The sequence below is a fragment of the Chryseobacterium sp. PCH239 genome, assembly GCF_018924625.1.
Taxonomy (GTDB): domain Bacteria; phylum Bacteroidota; class Bacteroidia; order Flavobacteriales; family Weeksellaceae; genus Chryseobacterium; species Chryseobacterium cucumeris.
Window position 1 is genome coordinate 5,007,315 of record NZ_CP073027.1, and the last position, 23,695, is coordinate 5,031,009.

18 protein-coding genes are annotated in these 23,695 nt (G+C 37.6%); 15 read left to right on the forward strand and 3 right to left on the reverse strand.

Features of this window, described 5'->3' with window-relative positions; translation table 11 throughout:
- Positions 1-15: 15 nt before the first annotated feature.
- The 3 genes from KBP46_RS22970 to KBP46_RS22980 all read right to left on the reverse strand — a co-directional run bounded on the left by KBP46_RS22970 (position 16) and on the right by KBP46_RS22980 (position 3,385).
- Complete coding sequence (locus tag KBP46_RS22970) at positions 16-1,470, reverse strand: ATP-binding protein (RefSeq protein ID WP_216444285.1); 1,455 nt, start codon at positions 1,468-1,470, stop codon at positions 16-18.
- 108 nt (positions 1,471-1,578) lie between these two features.
- A complete protein-coding gene (locus KBP46_RS22975; protein ID WP_216444286.1) occupies positions 1,579-3,018 on the reverse strand; it encodes a contractile injection system tape measure protein in 1,440 nt (479 codons plus the stop codon).
- A 46-nt stretch (positions 3,019-3,064) separates the two neighbouring features.
- The gene (locus KBP46_RS22980; protein WP_062671646.1) at positions 3,065-3,385 is read right to left on the reverse strand and encodes a hypothetical protein; all 321 of its coding nucleotides are present in this window, start codon (positions 3,383-3,385) and stop codon (positions 3,065-3,067) included.
- A 570-nt stretch (positions 3,386-3,955) separates the two neighbouring features.
- Here KBP46_RS22980 and KBP46_RS22985 point away from each other — a divergent pair.
- The 15 genes from KBP46_RS22985 to KBP46_RS23055 all read left to right on the forward strand — a co-directional run bounded on the left by KBP46_RS22985 (position 3,956) and on the right by KBP46_RS23055 (position 23,638).
- The gene (locus tag KBP46_RS22985; protein WP_062671648.1) at positions 3,956-4,540 is read left to right on the forward strand and encodes a DUF4255 domain-containing protein; all 585 of its coding nucleotides are present in this window, start codon (positions 3,956-3,958) and stop codon (positions 4,538-4,540) included.
- A gap of 62 nt (positions 4,541-4,602) precedes the next feature.
- A complete protein-coding gene (locus KBP46_RS22990) occupies positions 4,603-6,321 on the forward strand; it encodes a phage tail sheath C-terminal domain-containing protein (protein ID WP_216444287.1) in 1,719 nt (572 codons plus the stop codon).
- Between the two features lie 86 nt (positions 6,322-6,407).
- Entirely contained in the window at positions 6,408-8,129 is a 1,722-nt protein-coding gene (locus KBP46_RS23985) for a phage tail sheath C-terminal domain-containing protein (RefSeq protein ID WP_253297121.1), read from the forward strand.
- A gap of 36 nt (positions 8,130-8,165) precedes the next feature.
- Entirely contained in the window at positions 8,166-8,597 is a 432-nt protein-coding gene (locus KBP46_RS23000) for a phage tail protein (RefSeq protein ID WP_034699490.1), read from the forward strand.
- Positions 8,598-8,620: 23 nt separating this feature from the next.
- A complete protein-coding gene (locus tag KBP46_RS23005) occupies positions 8,621-9,994 on the forward strand; it encodes a phage tail sheath C-terminal domain-containing protein (RefSeq protein WP_062671653.1) in 1,374 nt (457 codons plus the stop codon).
- A 34-nt stretch (positions 9,995-10,028) separates the two neighbouring features.
- Positions 10,029-10,460 carry a phage tail protein gene (locus tag KBP46_RS23010; protein ID WP_216444288.1) on the forward strand — a complete coding sequence of 144 codons (432 nt, stop codon included), beginning with the start codon at positions 10,029-10,031 and terminating at the stop codon, positions 10,458-10,460.
- Positions 10,461-10,462: 2 nt separating this feature from the next.
- Complete coding sequence (locus KBP46_RS23015; protein ID WP_047388278.1) at positions 10,463-10,930, forward strand: phage tail protein; 468 nt, start codon at positions 10,463-10,465, stop codon at positions 10,928-10,930.
- 202 nt (positions 10,931-11,132) lie between these two features.
- The gene (locus KBP46_RS23020) at positions 11,133-11,294 is read left to right on the forward strand and encodes a DUF5908 family protein (protein WP_167348777.1); all 162 of its coding nucleotides are present in this window, start codon (positions 11,133-11,135) and stop codon (positions 11,292-11,294) included.
- The gene (locus tag KBP46_RS23025) at positions 11,294-12,013 is read left to right on the forward strand and encodes a LysM peptidoglycan-binding domain-containing protein (RefSeq protein ID WP_123279999.1); all 720 of its coding nucleotides are present in this window, start codon (positions 11,294-11,296) and stop codon (positions 12,011-12,013) included. The genes KBP46_RS23020 and KBP46_RS23025 overlap by 1 nt, the downstream gene beginning before the upstream one ends.
- A 1-nt stretch (position 12,014) precedes the next feature.
- Complete coding sequence (gene vgrG / locus KBP46_RS23030; RefSeq protein ID WP_120231701.1) at positions 12,015-13,760, forward strand: type VI secretion system tip protein VgrG; 1,746 nt, start codon at positions 12,015-12,017, stop codon at positions 13,758-13,760.
- 5 nt (positions 13,761-13,765) lie between these two features.
- Complete coding sequence (locus KBP46_RS23035) at positions 13,766-14,056, forward strand: PAAR domain-containing protein (RefSeq protein ID WP_034699500.1); 291 nt, start codon at positions 13,766-13,768, stop codon at positions 14,054-14,056.
- A 153-nt stretch (positions 14,057-14,209) separates the two neighbouring features.
- Positions 14,210-14,620, forward strand: a complete 411-nt coding sequence (locus KBP46_RS23040) for a GPW/gp25 family protein (protein WP_034699502.1) — start codon at positions 14,210-14,212, stop codon at positions 14,618-14,620.
- Between the two features lie 89 nt (positions 14,621-14,709).
- Complete coding sequence (locus KBP46_RS23045) at positions 14,710-17,760, forward strand: baseplate J/gp47 family protein (protein ID WP_216444289.1); 3,051 nt, start codon at positions 14,710-14,712, stop codon at positions 17,758-17,760.
- A gap of 24 nt (positions 17,761-17,784) precedes the next feature.
- A complete protein-coding gene (locus tag KBP46_RS23050) occupies positions 17,785-20,646 on the forward strand; it encodes a hypothetical protein (RefSeq protein WP_216444290.1) in 2,862 nt (953 codons plus the stop codon).
- Positions 20,636-23,638, forward strand: coding sequence for a PKD domain-containing protein (locus KBP46_RS23055; RefSeq protein WP_216444291.1), 3,003 nt, complete (start codon positions 20,636-20,638; stop codon positions 23,636-23,638). The genes KBP46_RS23050 and KBP46_RS23055 overlap by 11 nt, the downstream gene beginning before the upstream one ends.
- The last annotated feature ends 57 nt before the right edge of the window (positions 23,639-23,695 follow it).

Genomic DNA, 23,695 nt, shown 5'->3' on the forward strand with positions numbered 1-23,695 from the left:
TATTAGATGAGTTTTTTATTCTTGTTTTTGTACAAATGGGCTGAGACGGGATTGATTTTTTCCAAAAGCCTTTTCGTTTTCTATCATTAAATAGGTGCTTATTAATGAATAGGTAATGCAGGTTTCATTACGGTCATGCAATGCCATCGCTACATTTTTCATAATGTTTCGGATGTTAGCCCCCGTATAAGTGTATTCTTTGGTCAAATGTTGCAAAAGATCATTACTTTCAAAAGTTATGTTTTTAGGCAAATAATGCTCCCACAGGGCTTTTCTGGTTGTTTCTGTAGGGCGTATTACATTGACGGAAACATCTATACGGCGCTTGAAAGCGTCATCCATATTGTTTTCAAAATTGGAGGCCAGAATTGTTAGTCCGTCAAATTTTTCTATTCGCTGCAATAAATAGGAGACTTCCTGGTTGGCGTAGCGGTCATGGGCATCTTTTACATCAGAACGTTTCCCAAACAAAGCGTCAGCTTCGTCAAAAAATAGCATACAGTTTTTACCCTGCAGTCTGTTGAATAACACTTCAAGATTTTTCTCCGTTTCACCAATGTATTTGCTCACAACCTGTGAGAGATCTACATGGTACATATCAATACCATAAGTGTTGGCAAGAATTCCGGCAAGCATTGTTTTTCCCGTTCCCGGCGTACCGTAGAATAAAGCAATGAAGCCTGGTTTAAAGCTATGCTCATTGGTTTTGAAAAAGCCGTTTTCCAATGCTTTTATATAATGTCCGATGGGTTTTATCTGTTCACGGACATTATCTTCCAAAATAATATCTTCCATGGTAAGATCAGATTTGTAAAGCCTGCCGGGAAAGTAAGAACCATGATCCAGTTGTGGTTTCTGCCCTGATAAGAAATAATTCAGATAAGCGGTATCCAATTCAATTTTTCCATGAATAAATTCTGTTGAAGAACGATTGTAAATAATATCATTTTTCAAAAGTACACTGCCATTGACGAGTTCTGCACCATACTGAGACCACAGTGATAAATCTTTACCCGCCAGCAAAAAAAGAGCGGTTTGAAATGTTGGTTTAAAACTGCGGCTGATTCTATCATATTCACCACCTGCTTCAATAGCAAAAGCATTGCTGCTTTCTTCTATCTGTACAAATGTTTTCAGGACGGACGGATAATGAGCCGAAGCAATGCCCAGCGCTAAGATGATTCTGTCCAGAACAGTAAGCTGGTGTTTTTCTATTGTAACAGAATAGGGAGATTGGTCATCTGATTCCGGAGTTTCAGGTATTTCGTAGCCCATATTCAACTCGGTTTCATCTTCCAGAAACAATTCTTTGCATCGTTTTTCAATAAGCGATTGCAGCCATTTCATTTCTTCATTTAAAGAGTTATGATTGACAGGGTTGGCTTGAAATAAAGGATTGGTTATTTCTGTTTTTTCATTAATAGTGGTTTTTATTAATGGTGAATGTTCATGGTTATTAGGAGATTTCATAATCTTATTTTGAATTAATAGGGTTGCAGTGAGGGTATTGCTGATGTAAAATCAGCAACTTCAGAGTATTTGGAAAGCTTTAGAGTATTTAGAAAATGTAACCTGTTATTACCAGTTTACGAATATGAATTTTTTCTGCCAGGGAAGTTTTACGAGACCAATTCCCCAGGAAAGTTTTTCAAGAAGAATATCCTGTGTCTTTCGTTCTACAATAAGAGTATCATCTGAGTCCGTGATGACTAATTTTCCTGTACGCTGGAAGAACTCATTTTGTAGTAATGCAACAGATGATTTTTTCATGGGAGCCCAGTTGTGCTGTACACTTTCTATAACTTTTTTGGCCTGCGATTTATGCTTCCGTGAAAGTTTAATATGTCTGTTAATCGTTTGATGTATAGGAATATTGCACAGGAATTTTTCAAAAATCATGTCATATTCAGGAGCATTTGTTTTTCCTGTGGCAATATAATGCAATAGATGGGCACACAATTCCGGATCAATGAGCTGCTGGGTTTTGGCATCCAGGAGTTCACAATGTTCAAACAGAGGTCTGATGAATGGATGGATCAAAATAAGCCCCGCATTTTGAATATATTGTCCCTCGTTCTGATTTACATCTTCCTGAATGATTGCATTTTTTTCCTGAATGGTTTCTATTGAGGTTCCTGCATTTTCAGATTGACCCGCTGCATTCGTTCTGATGTTTTCAGAAATTTCATTTTCTGTAATAAAGGGGAATATCTTAACTATTGTTTTCCTGTTCTGATGATTGTTTGTTGTTGATAAACCAATCTGTTCTATTGTTGAAATTGCTTGTAAAAGATACTCCCGGGGCTGATTATCGGATGTATTCAGATACTCCGATATGACACTGAAGACCAAATTCCATATTGCATTTCTATCCACATGGCTCAGCTTCGATAAACGACGTATTGTACCAGGCTCCAGGTTGATGGTCAGTTTCTTATTTTTCAAAACTGCCAGACATAATTGTGCAATTTGTTCATTGGAAAACTGATTGATAAGTCGGTTTCGGACATTTTCTTTTGATAAAGCAGATATGATACTTTTTTGAAAGCCGGCGACCGAAATAAGGCGATCAAAAACGGCTGGTTCCAAAACAGACATCGCATTGCTCTCGGAACTCCACCAGGGCATCGTTCCTTTTTCTAAAAAATAGATCAATGCTTTGAGCATCTTTTCCTGATGATCTATCACATAGGATTTAGCATCACTTTCTGTTACCTGATGGGGAGTTTCAACGGGTTTGGTAATTTCCGACAATTCATCTTTAAAGAGTTCAGCTATTTGACCTTTTAACTCCGTATTTAATGCGCTGCTTGTTACTTCCACATTTAATTCTAAACGGGGAATCTGCAGGGTATGACCAGCCAGCTTATCTTCTAAAGCCTTAATATGTTTTTCTATTTCCGGGAAAACATCAATAGACAAAAAGCTGTTAATATCGTCTTTTATACGAAGAGCCTTTTCCTTGTTGTTGACGGTGATTTCAAGAAAAACTTTCTGAATGATATGATTTTGCTTCACATTAAATAGGTTTAAATGATACAATATTGAGAAACATCGGACAGTTCTACTTTTTGTCGAATTCTCCACCCCAGAAACCTGCAGGACAAAGACTGAATCTTGATCTCTGCTTGGCACTCAATCTGCATCCGCAGCCTCTTACAAATCCATCTTTTGGACCATCTATTACTTCCAGAGTCTCTGGATTAAGCCATTTCATTGCGTTGCAATTGTTACCGTTTTTTAGAGGACATGCATTACAAATTTCTTCCCTTAAAGAGAAAATAGCTTCTTCATTCTGATCTGCCATACCCAATTTGGAACGTAGTTCATTAAAATGACCGCCAATGATTTCATTGCGTTTACTGAAAAGATTTTTAATGTTCATATGATTAATGTTTTTAAAATTATTGGGTCAAAATTAGAAAGAAGAGATCCTATTTTTCGAATTATAAGGCCGCTCTATTCTGTCTTTGCAGTAAAAGACAAAATCATATTCTAAGGATGCGGATTTATACCTTTTGGAAATTACCGGATGCAGAAAAGCTGATCTTTCTCATCAGGAAAGCCTATATTTTTTGGTGAACTTATACTTTAGAAAATCAATCACCATATTCGAATACGTACCATTCAAAAAATGCGAAACCACTAAAACAACTATTTCATTAAGGCATAATCTTAGGTTGAAATACAATGGACTTTTTAAACAGAATAAAAGCTCAGTTGGCAGACTGAAATTGACCATCATTAAAGGATAAAAATCTTCAGGTTAGAATTTTATTTTTAAATGTCGTTTTTAACGCATTTATCTTCAGTGAATTAATGGTGTTGTTTTTAGTTTTCTTTGATAAGAATTAAAATCCTATTTACTGCAAAGACTGTATTGAGCGCCCAAAATATTTGTCTTTTGACGGGGGGTGATTGTATGTTTGCACCATAATAATTAAGAACAGAAATTATGATTAATAAAGTATTAACAGTTTTAAAAAATCAGCTAAATGCTCCGGATGGTTTATGGGATCCTAACGTTCCTGGTGAGATTGAAATTGCTATCGTTGATGACATCGCAAAACATGATGAAAACACTGAAGGACTTAGTAACAAAGTAGTAATTAGTCTGCTCAATATTGAGGAAGAATCAACATTGAAAAACAGATCAAGGTATCAGCCGGTTGTAGTGGAAAACAATCCGGTCCGATATGATAAGGAAAGTACTCCTGCCTACTTAAATCTATATGTAATGATTGCTGCCAACAGAAGTACGTACAGCAAATCTTTACTGAGTATTTCAAAAGTTATTGAGATATTTCAGGCTAAGAATGTTCTGGAGTATGTTGACCTTGAGCCTGAAAATAATTTCAGCTTCAGAATTGAACTGCATTCCATTCCCTTTGAACAGCTAAGTTACGTATGGGGCTTATTAGGCGGAAAAATAATGCCTTCCGCTTTATATAAAATCAGTGTGATAAAAATTGCAGCTAAGGAGGTAGTTCCTGTTAAATTAATTAATGACATTAATATACAGAGTATTAAAGTTGATTAATCATAAAAACAAAAACTAAAAAACTAAAAACTAAAAACTAATAACCCTTTAAACTTTTGAACATGTTAAATCCAGCAACACCAGGTGTTTCTGTTGAAGAAATTACGAAACTTCCATACTCAGTTGCCTACATAGAAACGGCTATGCCAGTATTTATCGGGTATACCGAATTACTCCCTGTTGGGTATAATGAGCCATTCATCATCCGTTCTCTTTTAGAATATGAGCAATATTTTGGAAAAGCAAAAGAAGAGAATATCCAGCTACAGGATGTAGAAGGCAAAGGAGCAACTATTGTAGCACCTCAGGTACAATTTTTAATGTATTATTCGCTGCAAATGTATTTTGCCAATGGCGGTGGACCATGTTATATCATTTCTGTAGGGGATTATACATCAGTACAAGTACAATTATCCTCATTGGAAGCGGGACTGTCTAAAATCGATCATAAAAAAATTAAAGAACCGATTCTTATTATTTTCCCTGATGCTATTTCGCTTACCAATGAATCTGAGTTTTATAGCATTTACAATCAGGCTATTGATAAAGCTAAAGATGAGACTAAAAACAGATTTGTTATACTGGATACCTATTACGGAAATTCTGTGATCCAATCAGACAATCTTACCACGATTGAATCTTTTAGAAATAAAGTAAACCCAACCAATCATGCAGCCGCTTACTTTCCTCACTTAAAAACCATTTTGAATTATACTTTTGATGAAACCAAAACACCTATAGTACATGCCGGTTTACAAAAAGCAGGACAAGGAAGTGCTCTTTTTTACGCTGGGGAGACTGCTGCTTTAGATGAATTAAAAAGTTTGGCGAGTGCCGAAATCTCAACCGGATCTGCGGATGCTTACGTCCTTGCCGATTTATTAGGGCAGGCTATTGCGATAGCAGAAGAAGTGAATGAAAATGCAGATGCAGGTGATAAAAAAAATGCTTTAACCGTAGCAATTTCTGAGGCACAGATTGTATTAGAAGCCATTTATGACGGAACAATAGATGATTTTATGATCCCTGATGGCTCAGATGAAAATGCACCTGGTTTCACCGGAGAGTTTACTGATTTAAAAACGGCAATTCTCGGGGTAAAAGACGAAAAAGGAGATGCAGACGGGATTACCCTTAAAAATCTGGAATCATCCAATTCGGCATTATATAATCAGGTGAAAAAAGAAATGCAGTCGTTAAAAGTTGTTTTACCGCCATCATCAGCAATAGCAGGAGTATATGGCAGAATAGACAGCACAAGAGGAGTGTGGAAAGCTCCGGCAAATATCAATATCAGCCATGTTATTACTCCGACAGAAAAAATTTCAGATCAGGAACAGGCTGCTTTAAATATAGATGCTTTCGGGAAATCCATCAATGCGATCAGAACATTTACAGGAAAAGGTACCTTAATCTGGGGAGCCAGAACGCTTGAAGGAAAAGATAAAAATGATGAAGGGAAAGATAACGAATGGAAGTATGTACATGTACGCCGCTATTATAATATGATCAGGCAATCGGTCAACGATGCCCTCAACAAGTTTATGAATGAGCCTAATATCCCTCACACATGGTTACGGGCAAAAACAATGCTGGAAAATTTTCTTAACCAGCAATGGATGGAAGGTGCATTGGCAGGAAGTACTCCGAAAGAAGCTTATGAAGTAACTGTGAAAGGAGTAGAAGGAACTACTATAATGAATGTAGACCTTAAAATAGCATTAGTGCGTCCTGCAGAGTTTATTGTACTCAACTTCTCGCACAAATTACAACAGTTCTAGAAAGATAAAATCAATAAATCAATCACGAATAAATACCCGAAGTTTTACTTCGAGGAATAATTAATATTAACGTAAAATTTTTTAAAATGAATTACAAAACCCCTGGAGTTTACGTGGAGGAACAAGGAAAATTTCCCCCTTCCGTAGCGCAAGTTGAAACGGCTATCCCTGCTTTTATTGGGTATACAGCGGATGGACCGAAAAATAAACCAACAAGAATTGCTTCGATGTTGGAGTATGAAGAAATTTTTGGAAAAGCAAACCCTGAAATCTTCGCTGTAGCTTTCAAAGATGGTGTTGCAACAGCAATTCCAACTAAGGTAAGCGACTTTAAAATGTATTATGCCATGCAGATGTATTTTGCCAATGGTGGAGGTCCTTGTTATATTGTTTCTGTAGGAGATTATAAAAGTCCAGAGGCTGTAGGTGCTCCTACACCGGCAGAAGCTTTTTTATCAGGTCTTGAATTACTAAAAAAAGAAGACGAACCTACCCTGATCGTTTTCCCGGATCTTCAAAGTTTAGCTCCTTCTGCTGCTGATGTTGCTGATGCTCAGTCTGTTGTTGCTAAAACGGTATATGCTAAAAATATTGCCTCTGCCGCTAAAAGTATTGCAGGTGTTGTTGCAGATGCTGTTGCAGGGGCTAATGTAGACGCTGCAGTTGCTGCTGCAGTTGCTAAGGCAGCTGAGTTTAATGTTGCTAATCCTAACGATTTACAGGTTGCTGGTGCTAAGGGTGGTCAGGCTGTTGTAGCCGCAGTTAAGGTAGCTGCTGCTGTTGCTAATGCTACGGTTGCTACGGTTAAGGCTGCTGCTCAGGCTGTTGCTACTGCTCTTGAAACAGATTTTACTACAGCTTCTACTATGGAGACTGATGCTCTTGCTGCCAGCAGTCTTGTTACTTCCAGAGCGGGTAATTCTGTTGCTATCGGCAAAATCTATGCTTTGTATAATAAGGCTTTAGATCAGGCAGAATTATTAAAAGACAGATTCGTTATTATGGATATTCTTCAAGACGCTGCCGCTTTTAGAGACAAAGTAACTTCTACAGGTCTGAAATATGGTGCGGCTTATTATCCAAAACTGAAGACTGTTTTAAGCTATGATTTCAAAGATGCTGATATTTCAGTTACCGGTGCATCTGGTATTACAACTTTAGCAGAATTGAAGATTGCTAATTCTGAAATGTATAATCAGGCTAAACAAGCAATTGAGTCTGCGTCAGTAGTACTGGCACCTTCATCTGCAATTGCCGGAGTTTATGCTAAAGTAGACAGTACTTCCGGAGTATGGAAATCACCGGCTAATTTAGGGCTTAGCCTGGTAGATGTACCCGCTGTAAAAATCTCCAACAAAGAACAGGAGCTGCTTAATGTAGATGCTACCTCAGGAAAATCAATCAACGCGATCAGAACTTTTGCAGGAAAAGGAACATTAGTCTGGGGGGCAAGAACATTAGACGGAAACAGCAATGAATGGAGATATGTATCTGTACGTAGATTTTTCAACATGGTAGAAGAGTCTGTGAAGAAAGCTACAGAACGTTTCGTCTTTGAACCGAATACTGCCAATACTTGGACTCGTGTACAGGCTATGATCGAGAATTTCCTTGATCAGCAGTGGAGAGATGGTGCATTAGCAGGAAGCAAGCCGGAAGAAGCTTATTACGTAAGTGTTGGTCTGCACAAAACAATGTCGGCTCAGGATATTTTAGAAGGAAGAATGAACATTGAAATCGGTATGGCTGCAGTTCGTCCTGCTGAATTTATCGTCCTCAATTTTTCACACAAATTACAGGAAGCATAAAATCAATTAAATAACAATTAAAATTAAAAATAAATTATGAGTACATATCCATTAGTAAAGTTTGCCTTTGAAGTAGATTGGGGCGGAACAAAAGTAGGTTTTCAGGAAGTCAGCGGTTTAAATGTTGAAGCAGCTTTAATTGAATACAGACATGGCGCAAGTCCTGACTTCAGTAAAATTAAGATGCCTGGAATGAAAACTTTCAGTAACATCACTTTAAAAAGAGGAACTTTTAAAACTGATAACGAATATTTCGATTGGTTCCAAAGTATTCAGCTAAGTACAGTAGAACGCAGATCCATCACGATTTCCCTTCTGGATGAAACAGGAGCTCCTGCAGTAACGTGGAAAGTGAAAAATGCATTCCCGCTTAAATTGCAATCAACAGACTTGAAAGCTGAAGGGAATGAGGTGGCTATTGAAACACTGGAAATTGCCCACGAAGGATTAACTATTGAAAATAACTAATATTAACTTTAAATTTTTAACAAATGAATTACAAAACACCTGGAGTTTACGTAGAAGAAATTGCGAAATTCCCACCCTCTGTAGCACAAGTAGAAACGGCTATCCCTGCTTTTATCGGACATACGGATAAAGGACCAAGAAATGAACCGACAAGAATCTCTTCTATGTTGGAATATGAAACCATTTTTGGAGGAGCAAAAAATGAAAAAACAGCGATCTCTATTTCGATTGAAGATACTGTGGTAACGGCAAAAGTAGACAACGCCAAACTAAGTCCTTATAAAATGCATTATGCGATGCAAATGTACTTTGCCAATGGTGGAGGTCCATGTTATGTCGTTTCAGTGGCAGATTATGATAAAACTCCTGCCTTAGGAACAGAAACACTTGCCGGCGGTTTATGGTTCGGATTAAAATCATTGGAAAAAGAAGACGAACCAACGCTTATTGTTTTCCCGGATGCTGAAGTTCTAGGAGCAGATGCTTATAAACTTTACAATAAAGCGTTGGATCAGGCAGAAGATTTGAAAGACAGATTCGTTATTATGGATGTTTTTGAAGATGCAGCTGCTTTTAGAGCCGGAGTAAACGCTACAGGATTAAAATATGGAGCTGCATATTATCCAAAATTAGAAACAGTATTAAGCTATAGCTTTGATGATAAAGACGTTAAAATCGATAGCTATAAAGAAATCAATGCTGCAGGAGCACTTGTAGACGTTACAATGCCTCAGAATGAAAACAATTTAGCATGGTTGAAATCAAAAAGTTCAGCATTATACAATCAGGCTCAGACAGTCATTGCCTCTAAAAGAGTGGTACTGACTCCATCTTCATCAATGGCTGGGATTTATGCTAAAGTAGACAGTACTTCCGGAGTATGGAAAGCACCTGCCAACTTAGCAATCAGCAATGTACTGGCACCTGTAGCGAAAATTTCTCATGAAGAGCAAGAAGGATTGAACGTAGATGCGGTAGCAGGAAAATCAATCAACGCGATCAGAACTTTTACCGGAAAAGGAACATTAGTCTGGGGAGCAAGAACGTTAGACGGAAACAGTAACGAATGGAAATATGTACCTGTACGTAGATTCTTCAACATGGTAGAAGAGTCTGTGAAGAAAGCTACAGAACGTTTCGTTTTTGAACCGAATACTGCCAATACATGGGTTCGTGTACAGGCTATGATTGAGAATTTCCTTGATCAGCAGTGGAGAGATGGAGCATTAGCAGGAAGCAAGCCGGAAGAAGCTTATTACGTAAGCGTTGGTCTGCACAAAACAATGTCGGCTCAGGATATTTTAGAAGGAAGAATGAACATCGAAATCGGTATGGCTGCAGTACGTCCTGCTGAATTTATTGTGTTACGTTTTTCACACAAATTACAGGAAGCATAAAATCAATTAAATAACAATTAAATATAAAAATATTATGAGTACATATCCATTAGTAAAGTTTGCCTTTGAAGTAGATTGGGGTGGAACAAAAGTAGGATTTCAGGAAGTCAGCGGTTTAAATGTTGAAGCAGCTTTAATTGAATACAGACATGGCGCAAGTCCTGATTTCAGTAAGATTAAAATGCCTGGAATGAAAACTTTCAGTAACATCACTTTAAAAAGAGGAACTTTCAAAGCTGATAACGAATATTTCGATTGGTTCCAAAGCATTCAGCTAAGTACAGTAGAGCGCAGATCTATCACGATCTCCCTTTTAGATGAAACAGGGGCTCCTGCAGTAACGTGGAAAGTGAAAAATGCATTCCCGCTTAAATTGCAATCAACAGACTTAAAAGCTGAAGGTAACGAGGTGGCTATTGAAACACTGGAAATTGCCCACGAAGGATTAACTATTGAAAATAACTAATCATGGCAGTTTTATATCCTCCAACCAGTTTCTCTTTTATTGTTAACGGGATTTCAACAACAGAGGGTATTGACTCCAGATTTCAATCTATATCTGGTTTATCAACAGAAATTGGAACTGAAGAATATGCCGAAGGAGGCGAAAACAGGTTTACACACCAGCTTCCTTTGAGACCCAAATATCCTAATTTAGTTCTTAAGCGTGGGTTAATCGTAAGTTCCGGATTGATAAGCTGGTGTAGAAATGCGATGGAAAACTTCCAGTTTGAACCCAGAGACCTGATCATTACTCTTTCAGGCGGGATTCAGTCTACAGCACCCCTAATGGTTTGGAATGTAGTGGGAGCATACCCCGTAAGATGGGAAGTATCCGAATTCAACGCAGAAGAAAGCAAACTTGCTATTGAAACAATAGAACTGAAATATAGATATTTCACAATACCCTCATCGTTAGCAAGCTTAGGCTTGTAATTTCTAAATCAAATCTAAGCACTTGAACGTGTGTTAGTTTAAAGATAAATTTTACCCAAATCTTTTTTCATAAAAAAACAACAGATTGGTCTATAACAGAGACTGAACACACCCTTCATGTGCTTGGATTTTTTTAAATAAACATGTTAAATCATTGGTTATTAGTGTTTTGAATATTAATGATCATTAAAAAACAAACGAAATGCCAATAGAAATAAAAGAGCTTCACATTAAAATAAATGTGGACGAAAAAGCAGAAGCAACTACAACTGCCACCTCGGTAGATGAAGCACAGCTCATGCGCGCCATCAGCGAAAGTGTAGAACAGGCAGCAAAGATAGAACACCGTAAAAAAGAAAGATAATGAGAGGAGCAATTCAAAAACTGACAATCGGAACCTACGAAAACTCTGATTATGATAAAAGAATTCAGAGCGGTGCTTTTAAAGCTTTTATCAATCCGACAGGTTTTTCCATGACCTATAAAACGAAATATAATAAAGACCAGGCAGATGGTAATTCTAAACCTAATTTAGGATATACCTCATCAGCTTCACCTGATTTGCAATTAGAATTTCTATTTGATGGGACAGGAGTTACGGAAGCAAATTCCGGTATTAAACTGATCAATAAAATTAAAGGAAAATCTTTTGCAAAAACAGCTGTAACAAAACAGATTGAAGATTTTTATAAGGCGACAGGTGAGCTCGAAGGCTCTATCCATAAACCCTATAATGTTATCCTTAACTGGGGGAGTTTTGAATTTAAAGGAGTGCTTTCTGAATTAACGTTAGAATATAAACTATTTGACAACGAAGGCCAGCCTTTACGAGCTATAGGAAAAGCAACCTTCAGTGAATCTACAAGTCCGAAACTTGCCGGTAAAATTGAAAATCTGCAATCTCCGGATCTTACTCATAAAAGAACAGTACAAGCCGGGGATACATTGCCCTTAATGACCGAAAGAATTTACGGAGATTCCAAATACTATCTGGAGGTAGCTAAAATAAACAATCTTGTCAATTTCAGACAGCTAAAACCAGGGCAGGAATTATTCTTTCCGCCGTTAGAAAAAGTTTCATAATATGAATAATAGCGGATACATACAAACAGCAAAAAATCCGGATTTAGTTACCTATAAGGTGATGTCTGGAGGCACAGAACTGCCGGGGAAGTACGGAGTGAAAAACATTATCGTGGAAAAAGAATTCAACAGAATTCCTTATGCCCGCATTGTTATTTTAGACGGAAGTGTACCGGAGCAGGATTTCAAGCTCAGTAATGAAGATCTGTTAATTCCCGGAAAAGAAATCGAGATCACCGCTGGATACCATTCTGAAGAAGAAACCATTTTTAAAGGAGTTGTCGTAAAGCACAATATCAAAATCAGAAACGGTTCTTCTTATCTGATTGTAGAATGCAGAGATAAGGCTGTAAAAATGACCTTAGGAAGAAAAAGCAAATATTTCTACGAAAGTACAGACAGTGATGTTATTGAAGAATTGGTTGGTAATAACGGACTTACTGCCGATGTTGAAACGACTTCGAATTCACATAAGGAATTGGTTCAGTACCAGGCTTCCGATTGGGATTTTATGCTCACCAGAGCACAGGTCAACGGTAAACTTTGCTCAGTTGAAGACGGAACCATCAAAATCGCTAAACCTGATTTTAGTGGTGAAGCCGTAGAAACAGTGGTTTACGGATCATCTGTACATGAATTTGACGGAGAAATTGATGCCAGAGACCAGTTCAATAAGATTACAGCCAAAACATGGAGCTATACCGATCAGGAACTGACTGAAGTGGAAGCTCAGGATCCTGCTGTCAACCTCAACGGAAATCTTTCATCAGGTGATTTAGCGGATGTTTTCGGAATCGAAGACCTGCAGCTTAAACATGGTGGAAACCTCACTCAGGGAGAACTGCAGGAATGGGGTGATGCCAAAGCAACCTTCCAGCAATTAGCCAAAACAAGAGGAAGAGTAAAATTCCAGGGAATTCCATCTGTGAAACCGGGAGTTACTTTGACACTGCAAGGCGTTGGAAACCGATTCAACGGAAAAATATACGTAACCGGTGTCCGCCATGAAATTGCTGAAGGAAACTGGCTGGTGGACGCTCAGTTCGGACTTTCTCCAACATGGTTCTCAGAAACCTATGATGTAAGTGAAATGCCAGGTTCAGGAATTATTCCTGCCATAAGCGGATTGCATGTAGGAGTAGTGTCTCAATTGGAATCAGATCCGGACGGAGAAGATAGAATTTTAGTACAGATTCCTATCATTAATAACGAAGAAGAAGGGATTTGGGCAAGAATAGCCACCCTTGATGCAGGAGAAAACAGAGGATCATTCTTCAGACCGGAAATCGGAGACGAAGTCATTATCGGATTTATTAATGATGATCCCAATGATGCTGTGGTACTTGGAATGCTGAACAGTAGTGCAAAACCTGCTCCCATTGTAGCTTCTGATGATAACCATGAAAAAGGATTTGTGACCCGAAGCAAAATGAAAATGATCTTTAATGATGACAAAATTTCATATACGCTCGAAACCCCAAAAGGCAAAAAAGTGATTGTAGATGAAGATGCAGATGTTATTAAAATAGAAGACGAACATTCTAATATTCTTACCCTTAACAAAGATGGTATTAGTATGGAAAGCGGGAAAGACATCAAGATCAAAGCAAAGGGTGATATCAATATGGAAGGAACGAATATCAATGTAAAAGCAAGCGCTCAGTTCAAAGCAGAAGGAAGTTCTGGTTCAGAGCTTAAATCAGGAGCAGTAACCGTAGTAAAAGGATCTCAAGTTAAAATTAATTAATAATCATGAAACCGGCAGCAAGAATTACAGATATGCATACCTGTCCTATGGTAACGGGAACAGTTCCCCATGTAGGAGGTCCTATCATTCCGGCAGGAGAACCCACGGTACTTATCGGCGGAATGCCTGCAGCAAGACAAGGAGATAAAGCAGTATGTACAGGGCCACCGGACACCATTGCGTCAGGATCTTCAAGCGTATTGATAGGTGGGAAACCTGCCGCCAGAATGGGAGATTCTACCGCTCATGGAGGGGTAATAACCGCAGGTGATGCTACTGTTTTAATAGGCGGATAATAGGGAAGACAGCTTTAATACCATCATAAGCTCCCATATACATAGAATCCGACTCAACATAAAAATGTAAAACATCAATAATAAAACGGTTAGAATAACCAAAAACTCTATGCACAGATGCAGGATGTGAACATTCAATATAACAAATAACGTATGAAAATAAATACAGATTTTTTAGGAACAGGCTGGAGTTTTCCGCCTGAGTTTAACGAGACTGAAGGAAAACTGGTCATGACCACAGATGTAGAAGACATCAATAACAGCCTTAAGATTTTATTGTCAACACGCCCTGGTGAACGTGTCATGTTCCCAAATTACGGGTGTGACTTGCAGGAAATGCTCTTTAAACCTCTGGACTTAACGCTGATTACCCAAATGAAAGGAATCGTTGAGCGTGCTATTTTATATCATGAGCCCAGAATCAATATTCTAAGTATTGAAATTGATACTCAGGAAGAACTTCAGGGTGAAGTTTTAATACAAGTTGACTACGAAGTAAGAAATACTAATACAAGAAGCAATATGGTTTTCCCTTTTTACAAAGGAGAAGCTACCGAAATATAATGAATTACGGGATGTCTGTAGCCATTTTGAATACTACCAAACACTACAATAAGTATTGCATCTGACCATAGAAAGATAAATATAAACAAATGAAAAAAACAGATACATTTTCACATTATCGTGAAGGAAAATCACAAATGCAGCGCTTTTTAGCAGAACTAGATCCTGGGAATCTTGAGTTACACGATTTCGATTTGTTTGACTGGCTATTATTCGCAAACAATTTTGCTCAACATGTAAACTATTTTGACAAAGATGATAATACAAAACCCAAAGGAAAGTGGGGAAACTTCTTTCTGGGTGCTGATGCCGACCCTATCCCGCGTAGAGAAAGCGTTGAGTATAAAAGTATGAAAAAACAGGTTACAGATCTTATGTCCCAGTTTGAACAGGATAGCAGCCTGACACCTCACCTGACTTTATTTGTTTGCTTTTTAAAATTATTGGATTTCTCAAAAAAAGCCTTCAATAATCTGACGAAAAGGCACCTGGATTTCTATTATAATGAAATTCTTCAAATTGAGAAAAATGATGCCAAATCAGACAAAGTTTATGTGATTTTTGAACTCGCCAAAAAAGCGATTCAGGAAAAAATTCCAGCCGGTACATTACTGGATGGGAATAAAGATGCTAATGGCAAAAAACGAATTTACAAAACAGGTGATGAACTTATAGCCAATCAGGCAAAAGTAGTTGAGATCAAAAGTTTTTTAAATGACGTGGAAAACAGAGAACTGAAAATGGCTCCCGTAGCCAACTCTGCTGACGGATTGGGTGATAAATTGCCGGAAAACAACAACTATTGGTGGCCGTTTGGATATAATTCTGATGAAACCGTTTCCAATAAATCTATTTATAAGGAACTTCCAAAAGCCAAACTGGGTTTTTCCATAGCATCCTCATTACTTGATTTAAAAGAAGGAGAGCGTACCATTACTCTTAAGATCGATTTTAATAAGAACTCAACCCAGAAATTACAAAGCCTTTCAAAAACAGAGATTAAAAATAATATCAAAGTGCTTTGCAGCGGAGAGAAAGAATGGTTATCAGGTGCTGATTTAACATGTATTAAAAACGAAGAAGAAAGATTAGAACTTTCTATTACATTACAAAAAGAGTTCCCGGCTGTTGTTAAATACAATAAAGAAGTGCTGGCAGAAACATTTCAAACCAGCTTTCCTGTAGTAAGATTGATGATTGAAGGAGAAAAATACTATGATGTGTATGAAGCTCTTTCAGAAAAATCAATAAAGAACATCGAAATAGCAGTTGATGTAAAGGGAGTAAAATCTATTCAGCTAGAAAATGACAATGGGGCGTTAAATTCAGAAAAGCCTTATTATCCTTTCACCGCACAACCTGTTAAAGGATCTAATTTCTATATCAAATGTCCTGAACTGTTTTCCAAAAAATGGCAAAATGCAGACATCACGATCAATTGGAAGAATGCTCCGGATTCTATAAAAGATTTATACAGCGGATATGTTATTCAGCCAAATCAAAATATCAGCTTGACTGATTTTGAGGCCTTAAAAAGCTCCTCAATCGTAGGTTCTGACGCTTATTTTAAAGCAGATATTGCCTTGCTGGATAAGGAAATCTGGTATGAAAAGGCTAATGATATTGATGTATTCACGAAAGTAAAAGACGCTTATAAAATCCAGTTTTCCGTAAATAATGCAAGTAATAAAGCCGGAACAAGTGAGACGATCAGAGTAACGCTGAACCAGTCGTCATTACAGGATGTATACCCTAAACTGTATACATTGGCATTATCAAGTAATCCGAGCTTTAAAAAACTTATTCCTAACGAGCCATATATTCCTTTTGCTGAAGATATAGAGCTGAATTACAGCGCGAAAGAAAATGTGTACTCGTATCTGGAAAAAGAATCTGCCGGAGAAGCTTCAAAAAATAAAGAAGTACAGCTGTATCACGAAGACGTGTTCGGTCAATACGAAAAGGAAGTCGAAACCAAAAGCATTGTACCGGTACACCAAAACGGAGGTGAATTGTACATCGGTCTGGAAGCAATGCCCCAGACTACCGTGTCTCTATTAATTCAAATGCTGGAAGGAAGTGAAAACCCTCTGGTGGATACTTTCCTTGAAAAAGAATTTATAGAATGGAATATCCTTTCAAACAATACATGGAAAAGTTTGTCGGATTATATGCTGCAAAACGAGCCCAGAAAGTTCCTGGAATCAGGGATTGTCAAGTTTAAGGTACCTAAAGATATCGATAAAAGCCATACAAGATTTACCAATGGATTAGTCTGGATCAGAGCCAGATCACAAAGAAGTTATGATGCCGTATGCAAAATCCAGGGGATCTACACTCAGGCTGTTTTAGCAACCTTCGAGAATCAGGATAATGACCTGTCTCATCTCAATAACGGACTGGAAGCGAAAACCATTACTAAGCTTATCACCAGAGTTCCTCAGGTAAAATCTGTCAGCCAGCCTTATAACTCATTTGATGGTAAATACAAGGAAACAGATACGGAGTTTTACAGACGGGTAAGTGAACGATTAAGACATAAGCACAGAGCCATTACCCAATGGGATTACGAACATTTGGTATTGCAGGAATTCCCGGAAGTCTTTAAAGTAAAATGTTTAAATCATACTTCCGAAGATTCATATATGGCGCCGGGCCATGTAACTCTGATGGTGGTTCCGAATATTAAAAATAAAAATGCTTTTGATGTCTATCAGCCGAGAGTAAGCCGTGCTTCATTGAATAAAATTCAAAATTATGTAAATGAATTAAATACAATGCACGTGAAAGCTCAGGTCATTAATCCCAATTATAAAGAAGCAAAAGTAGAAACAAAGGTCAGGTTCTTTGAGCAGTATGATGAAGCATTTTACATCAAACAGCTGGACGAAGATATTAAAAAATATATATCGCCATGGGCTTTTACAGACTCTGAAAATATTGATTTTAATGTAGAACTGAATATTAATCAGTTGGTTAATTATCTGGAGCAGTTGTATTATGTGGATTACATTGATGAGATTAAAATATTTGTGAATAATGTCCTGCAAAGACAATCTTTAATTGAAGTAGATCCGAAATCAATTCTGGTATCTGCCAAGCAGCACAATGTCACGATTACAGAACAGGTATGTATTTAATAATAAACAAGAAGAAACATAATCATGTCAGAAAATAAACATATTAGTATATCAAAAAATATAGAAACCGGGGATCAGACAGATTTTCATTTTCTACGCAAAACAGGAATTGAATACATAGAAAAGTTAGGAGGAAAACTCTGGACCGATTATAACTCTCATGATCCTGGTATCACCACTCTGGAAGTTTTAAGTTATGCCATAACGGATCTTGGGATGAGGATGAACCTGAACATGGAAGATATCTTAGCATCTGATGATGCAAATAAAGACATTCATACCCAGTTTTTAAAGGCTGCAGAAATTTTACCTTCAAGACCTTTAAACGAACTGGACTACAGAAAGTTGTTTATCGATATCAGCACGGCTGGAAGTCTTAAAAGACCAATCCGTAACTGTTGGCTGGTTCCTAAAAATGAAAAATTATATGTCGATTGTAAAACCGGGGATTTAGACTTTAAACCTATCGGAGAAAAGACAAAAAGTTTTAACATAAAAGGATTGTACGACCTTTATGTAGATTACGCTGAAGATATTGATGCGGATGGTATCGGATGTGAAAAATCCAATGTCAATATCAAAATATTAGACAGCTATCATGCTAATAGAGGGCTTTGTGAAGACCTGGCAGAAATTAAAGAAGTTGAAATACAGAAGGTTGCAGTGTGTGCCCGTATCGGACTTGTCAGCAAAGCAGATGAAGAACTGGTGCATGCTAAAGTCATCAGAACAATCAATAATTATCTGTCTCCGGAGGTTCATTTTTATTCGCTGAAACAAATGCTGGACAAAGGTCTGACTACAGATCAGATTTTTGAAGGTCCGCTTCTTGAGAATGGCTTTATCGATACGGAAGAGCTTAAAAACAGCCAGTTAAGAACAGAAGTTCGTCTTTCCGATATCATCAGTGAAATCATGAAAATTGATGGGGTTAAAGAAATTCATGACGTGTCTATTGCAGGTTGTGACAGTGTGATCAAACAAAATACTGATTGGCTGATCTGTATTGAAAAAGGCAGAAAACCGGAACTGTGTGAACTGAGTTCATTCAGTTACAGCAAAGGATCTCTTCCGTTAAATATCAATGACAAAAAAGTTCAGGATTACTTAGAAACCCTTAAAAGAGAAGAAGAAGTACTTAGAGAAGATGCAAGGCAGAATAAAGAATTGATATTGCCACAAGGAACTTCATATGATATTGCGAACTACGCTACTATTCTGAATGAATTCCCGGATACCTATGGAGTAGGAGAATCTGGAATTATTGGAAATCCATCCCCGGAGAGAGAAGCCCTGGCCAAACAAATGAAAGGGTATTTGTTATTTTTTGATCAGATCCTTGCCGGCTATTTCAAACACCTGGAAAAAGTAAAAGAAGTGTTAAGCATTAATGGTAAGTTAAAAAGAACCTTTTTTACCCAGGCTCTTAAGAATATTAAAGGCTTTGATGAACTGGTTTCTGACTATGATACTGAGAGTGATGATCAACTTACAGATTCGTTATATGAAGAGCTGGATAACAGCGTGGAACGCCGTAACGAAGTTTTGGATCATCTGATCTCCCGTTTTGCTGAAACATTCAGCGACTATACCTTCTTAATGAAATCATTGTATGGGAAATCCACCGATGAAATTGTCTTAAACAACAAAGAAAATTTCCTGAAAGAATATTCATCATTAAGTAAAGACAGAGGGTTGGGATATAATTATACCTTAATTGGAGATTCAGATCTTTGGAATACCAGTAATATTTCAGGTGTTCAGAAAAGAATTGCCCGCTTGCTGGGGATTAAAGATTATACTCAGAGAAACTTATCTCAAACACCGGTATCCATTATTGAAACAACAGATAATGCTGGTAAAAATACTTATACCTGGAAAATAAAAGATGCCGGCAGTAATATTATCTTATCATCTGTAAATAGCTATACGACTGAGCATATTGCTATAAAAAACCTAAATGATGCCATTTATCAAACCATTCAGATTGATGAGGAAGATCTTCAGAATGCATTAGACATCTTAGATGAGAAACATCCTGAAGTTACATTGGAAAAATTAAAAGCATGTGAAAAGGGATACTGTTTCATTGGAAATATAAAAATCCGTGTTTCATTGGGTGGTAACTATTATTTTGAAATTGTAGATGATACCGATGAACAAAATGTAATTGCTGTCCACAAAAAAACCAACCCTTATTCAGATTTGAAAGAATTGAAAGACGGAATTAAGGCAACGGTGAAGTATTTCAAGTATGAATTTACAGAAGAGGGTATTTTCCTTGTTGAGCACTTATTATTAAAGCCAACCACTAAGGATTATAAACTCATGGGAGGTATTGGCTGTATGTCTATCGGAGGTACTTTCAGAATAATGTATGATCTGGAGGAAGAAAACCCTGCAACAGATCCGATAGAATATTCGGAAGCCTTTATGTCTTCTTGTGAAGGTTGTGAAACAGATGTGGATGTGTTTGATCCTTATTCTTACAGGGTAAGTGTTGTCCTTCCGGGGTTTGCTTACCGTTTCCAGGATCCGGATTTCAGACGTTATGCGGAAACAGTGATCAGGCAGGAAATCCCTGCTCATGTTTTAGCAAAAATCTGCTGGGTGGGAGACCGTTTGAGTGAAAAACAAACTGCTCAGAACGATTTGGCCGAATTTGAAGCAGCATTTAAAAAATACCTCTCAGATAAATCGAGAAATAATATTACGAATCTTGGAAACAGCATTACGGATTTACTGAATGCTCTCAGCCATTTAAACAATATTTATCGACCAGGAAGACTTTTAGACTGTGATGCCAATGATAACGACACGCTGGACGGAAAGATCATATTAGGACAATCGAACTTATCAAAAAAAATGAAAAATAATGAACACTAAATTAGACAATGTAACAACCCAATATAGAAAGTTCAACGACAATCAGGCGTTAACAGAAGGGCAATTAAACGAATTTATAGACTATTTTGAAGATCAGGACAGATTATCAAGAACCCGACTGAGCGGCGTAGGAGTGGTATGCGGTTTTCAATCAAAATATGTGGAACTTGAAATCTTACCTACTTTAACAGAAAAAACATCCAGACCCGGAGATATGGATCTTGAGATTCCTCTTGATACTATTATGATTACACAGGGAGCCGGGGTTACTACTGATGGAGACTTGATAACACTGCGTCAGGCAGCAAGCAAAAAATCAGAGGCTGTTATAGACTTCGATGCTAAAAATTACAGATACTATAGAAATTATGTTGATGTTCTGGGGTATGAGCATTTTCGTATCGGAGGACAGCAAATTCCTCTTTTAGAATTGTTTACCACACAAGAGTATACACAGTTAGTGAACGAAGGAGCTAATGCTGCAGATTTTAAACAGGTAAGAGAGATTTACAGTTCATTAAATGATAAAATTGTAATTCTGTATCTGGAAAGTTATTCTAATGATGAAACCCCATGTCAGGATGCAGATTGTGACAACAATGGAGCAGAGCAGGTTGCTAACCTTAAAGTGCTTCTGGCAGATTCTGCATCTGTTTCAGAGCTTATCACGAAAGGTGACGCAAAAGATGCGATCTATAAGCAGCACAATACTTATGAAAAGCTTTTTGACAGTTTACCTCATATAGAGGCGAAAAGAGTTATTCTGGATCCTCTTGTAAAAACCGCGCCGCAGTTAAAAACAAAATTTCAAGGTGCTATCAGTACTGTTGCAGAATTAAGTGATGGTTTTACCTCTATTGCAGGAGCTTTTAACGTAAATATGAATCTGGGTGGGCAGACGCTTTTTGATAAACTGAACCCTTTGCTGACAAGCACTTCTCCAGGCTTAGAAGATTATCAATACCGATATGATTTATTAAAAGACTTAATTGACACCTACAACGAAATAAAAGGGCTGATCCTGCATCTGAATGCTGAATGCTGTCCGGATATTGCTTCATTTCCTAAGCACCTTATGTTAGGGCCAGTCGGAGCAAAGCAGGAATTAGGAAAATATATCCCTTTCCGTCACAGTTTTTATAATTCACCTATTACTACTAATGATGACGAGAATTATGAGAGAGTTGTAATGCTTGCCAATCGTTTTGTGCAGAAGGTTAATGGATTTCAAACCTATATCGGACGAATTAAAATTACACCTTCAAATATGAATGTGAGATTGGGTAATAAGGCAATACCATATTACTATAACGTAGACAAATCCTTGTTAGCCCAATGGAACTTTGAAAAAACAAAAACAGATAGAGCAGCTTACAATTTAAGCTATCATACAGCCAATTTAGCAGGAGAAGATTTTATCCAGAATCCACTGAATTATAACATTGACAATAATGATTTTTATAGAATTGAAGGTCACCTGGGAATGCCTTATAAAACAGCATTGCAAAACATCAATGATCTTAAAACACAATACGGATTAGCTTTTGATGTCATTGCATTGGTTTTGGAAAAAGGAGGAAAGCCTGGTAGCGAACCGCCAATCCGTGAAAAAACAGTATCTATTGATGAACTCAGAAAGCAGCTGATATCCATTTCCAGCGATGTCAGCAACAGAACACTTAATTCACAGAGTACTTTACTGAACATTTCTAAACTGGATGAACAGCTGAGATTGCTGAACCAGGCTGAATTCTCAAAAGAAGGATCTTCAGATGGCGTTACAGTAGTAAAACAGGATCCTAAAAAAGACGATGTGGTAAGTGAGCTTTTAAGCGAATTCTTAGAAAGGAAATCAGGCCTTGAACATAAGGCAGGAGTAGAGCCGGGCGGAACTTTCGCATTGATTTATTACTCAGAAGATGAAAATCAGGTTCTTGCGGACTTTTCACTGCCTTATCTGTGTTGTTCTAAAAAGGATCCTGCATTCCTGTCCTTACCGGCAAACAAACTATGTCAGAAAGATGCTCCGGTGTTGATGACCATTGTTCCGTTAGACGGACAAGTAAAAGCATTTGTGAATGGTGCTCCGATTCCTGCAGTTACACAATCCGGAGGTCAAAGCTTCTTCGATCCTGGTCTGGTTAACGCAGCTTATTTCGGACAGACGATTACGTTTACCGTTAATGATGATCCTGTTGAAGCACAGATGGTAGTGTACGCACAGCCAAACGTATCTGTTACTACCGGTACTGTGAGTTATGATGCTCCTACGATGGACGAAAATGCAAACAATCCGGATGCTACGGTTGAATTTGACGTTACAGGAGACTTTACAGGGGTTACATTTACCTGGAATTTTGATGATGGTACTCCAATCATCCATAATGAGGCACCTGCTAACAAAAAACTCCATGTATATAAACTTGTTGCAGGACAAGAAAAAACTTTCAATCCAACACTTACAGTAACCAATGCTAACGGCTGTAGTACGGTCTATAAATTAGCTCCGCTAAAATTAAAAGGTCAATCCACTATTGCATGTTTAAGTGGGATGAGAGTGGTTATTCAGTACAGAGATGATGTAGACCAAGGCCACGTTTGTAATGATGCTACTTTCAACTTAAAAGGAAATGATATTGTAATAGGAGGGGTCAATCCATACCCTGGCTTTATTGGAAATATCCATTTAAGTAATACAGGAGGTAATCAGGATAGAGGTAACCATAAACCAGGTACTCCTGCATTGAGCAGATATAATGAAATTATCATTACTCAGGCTGAAGCTAAGCAAATGGCATCACAATCATCAGATGGTTTTGTAGAGTTTTCACTGGAATGTGCTTTACCAGTTAATAACAGACCACCTACTGGTTGCCACCAGGATGTTGCTTATACGGAAATTTACTTAGCAAACGCTACAGTTCCTATTTATAAAGGATATCCAAACGGGAATTTCCTGAAAATAAACCCTTGTACAGGAGTGACAAAATAATAGTCAGATAATAACTTCATAGACAGTCTGAATTGTCTATGAAGTTTATTAAAAGAC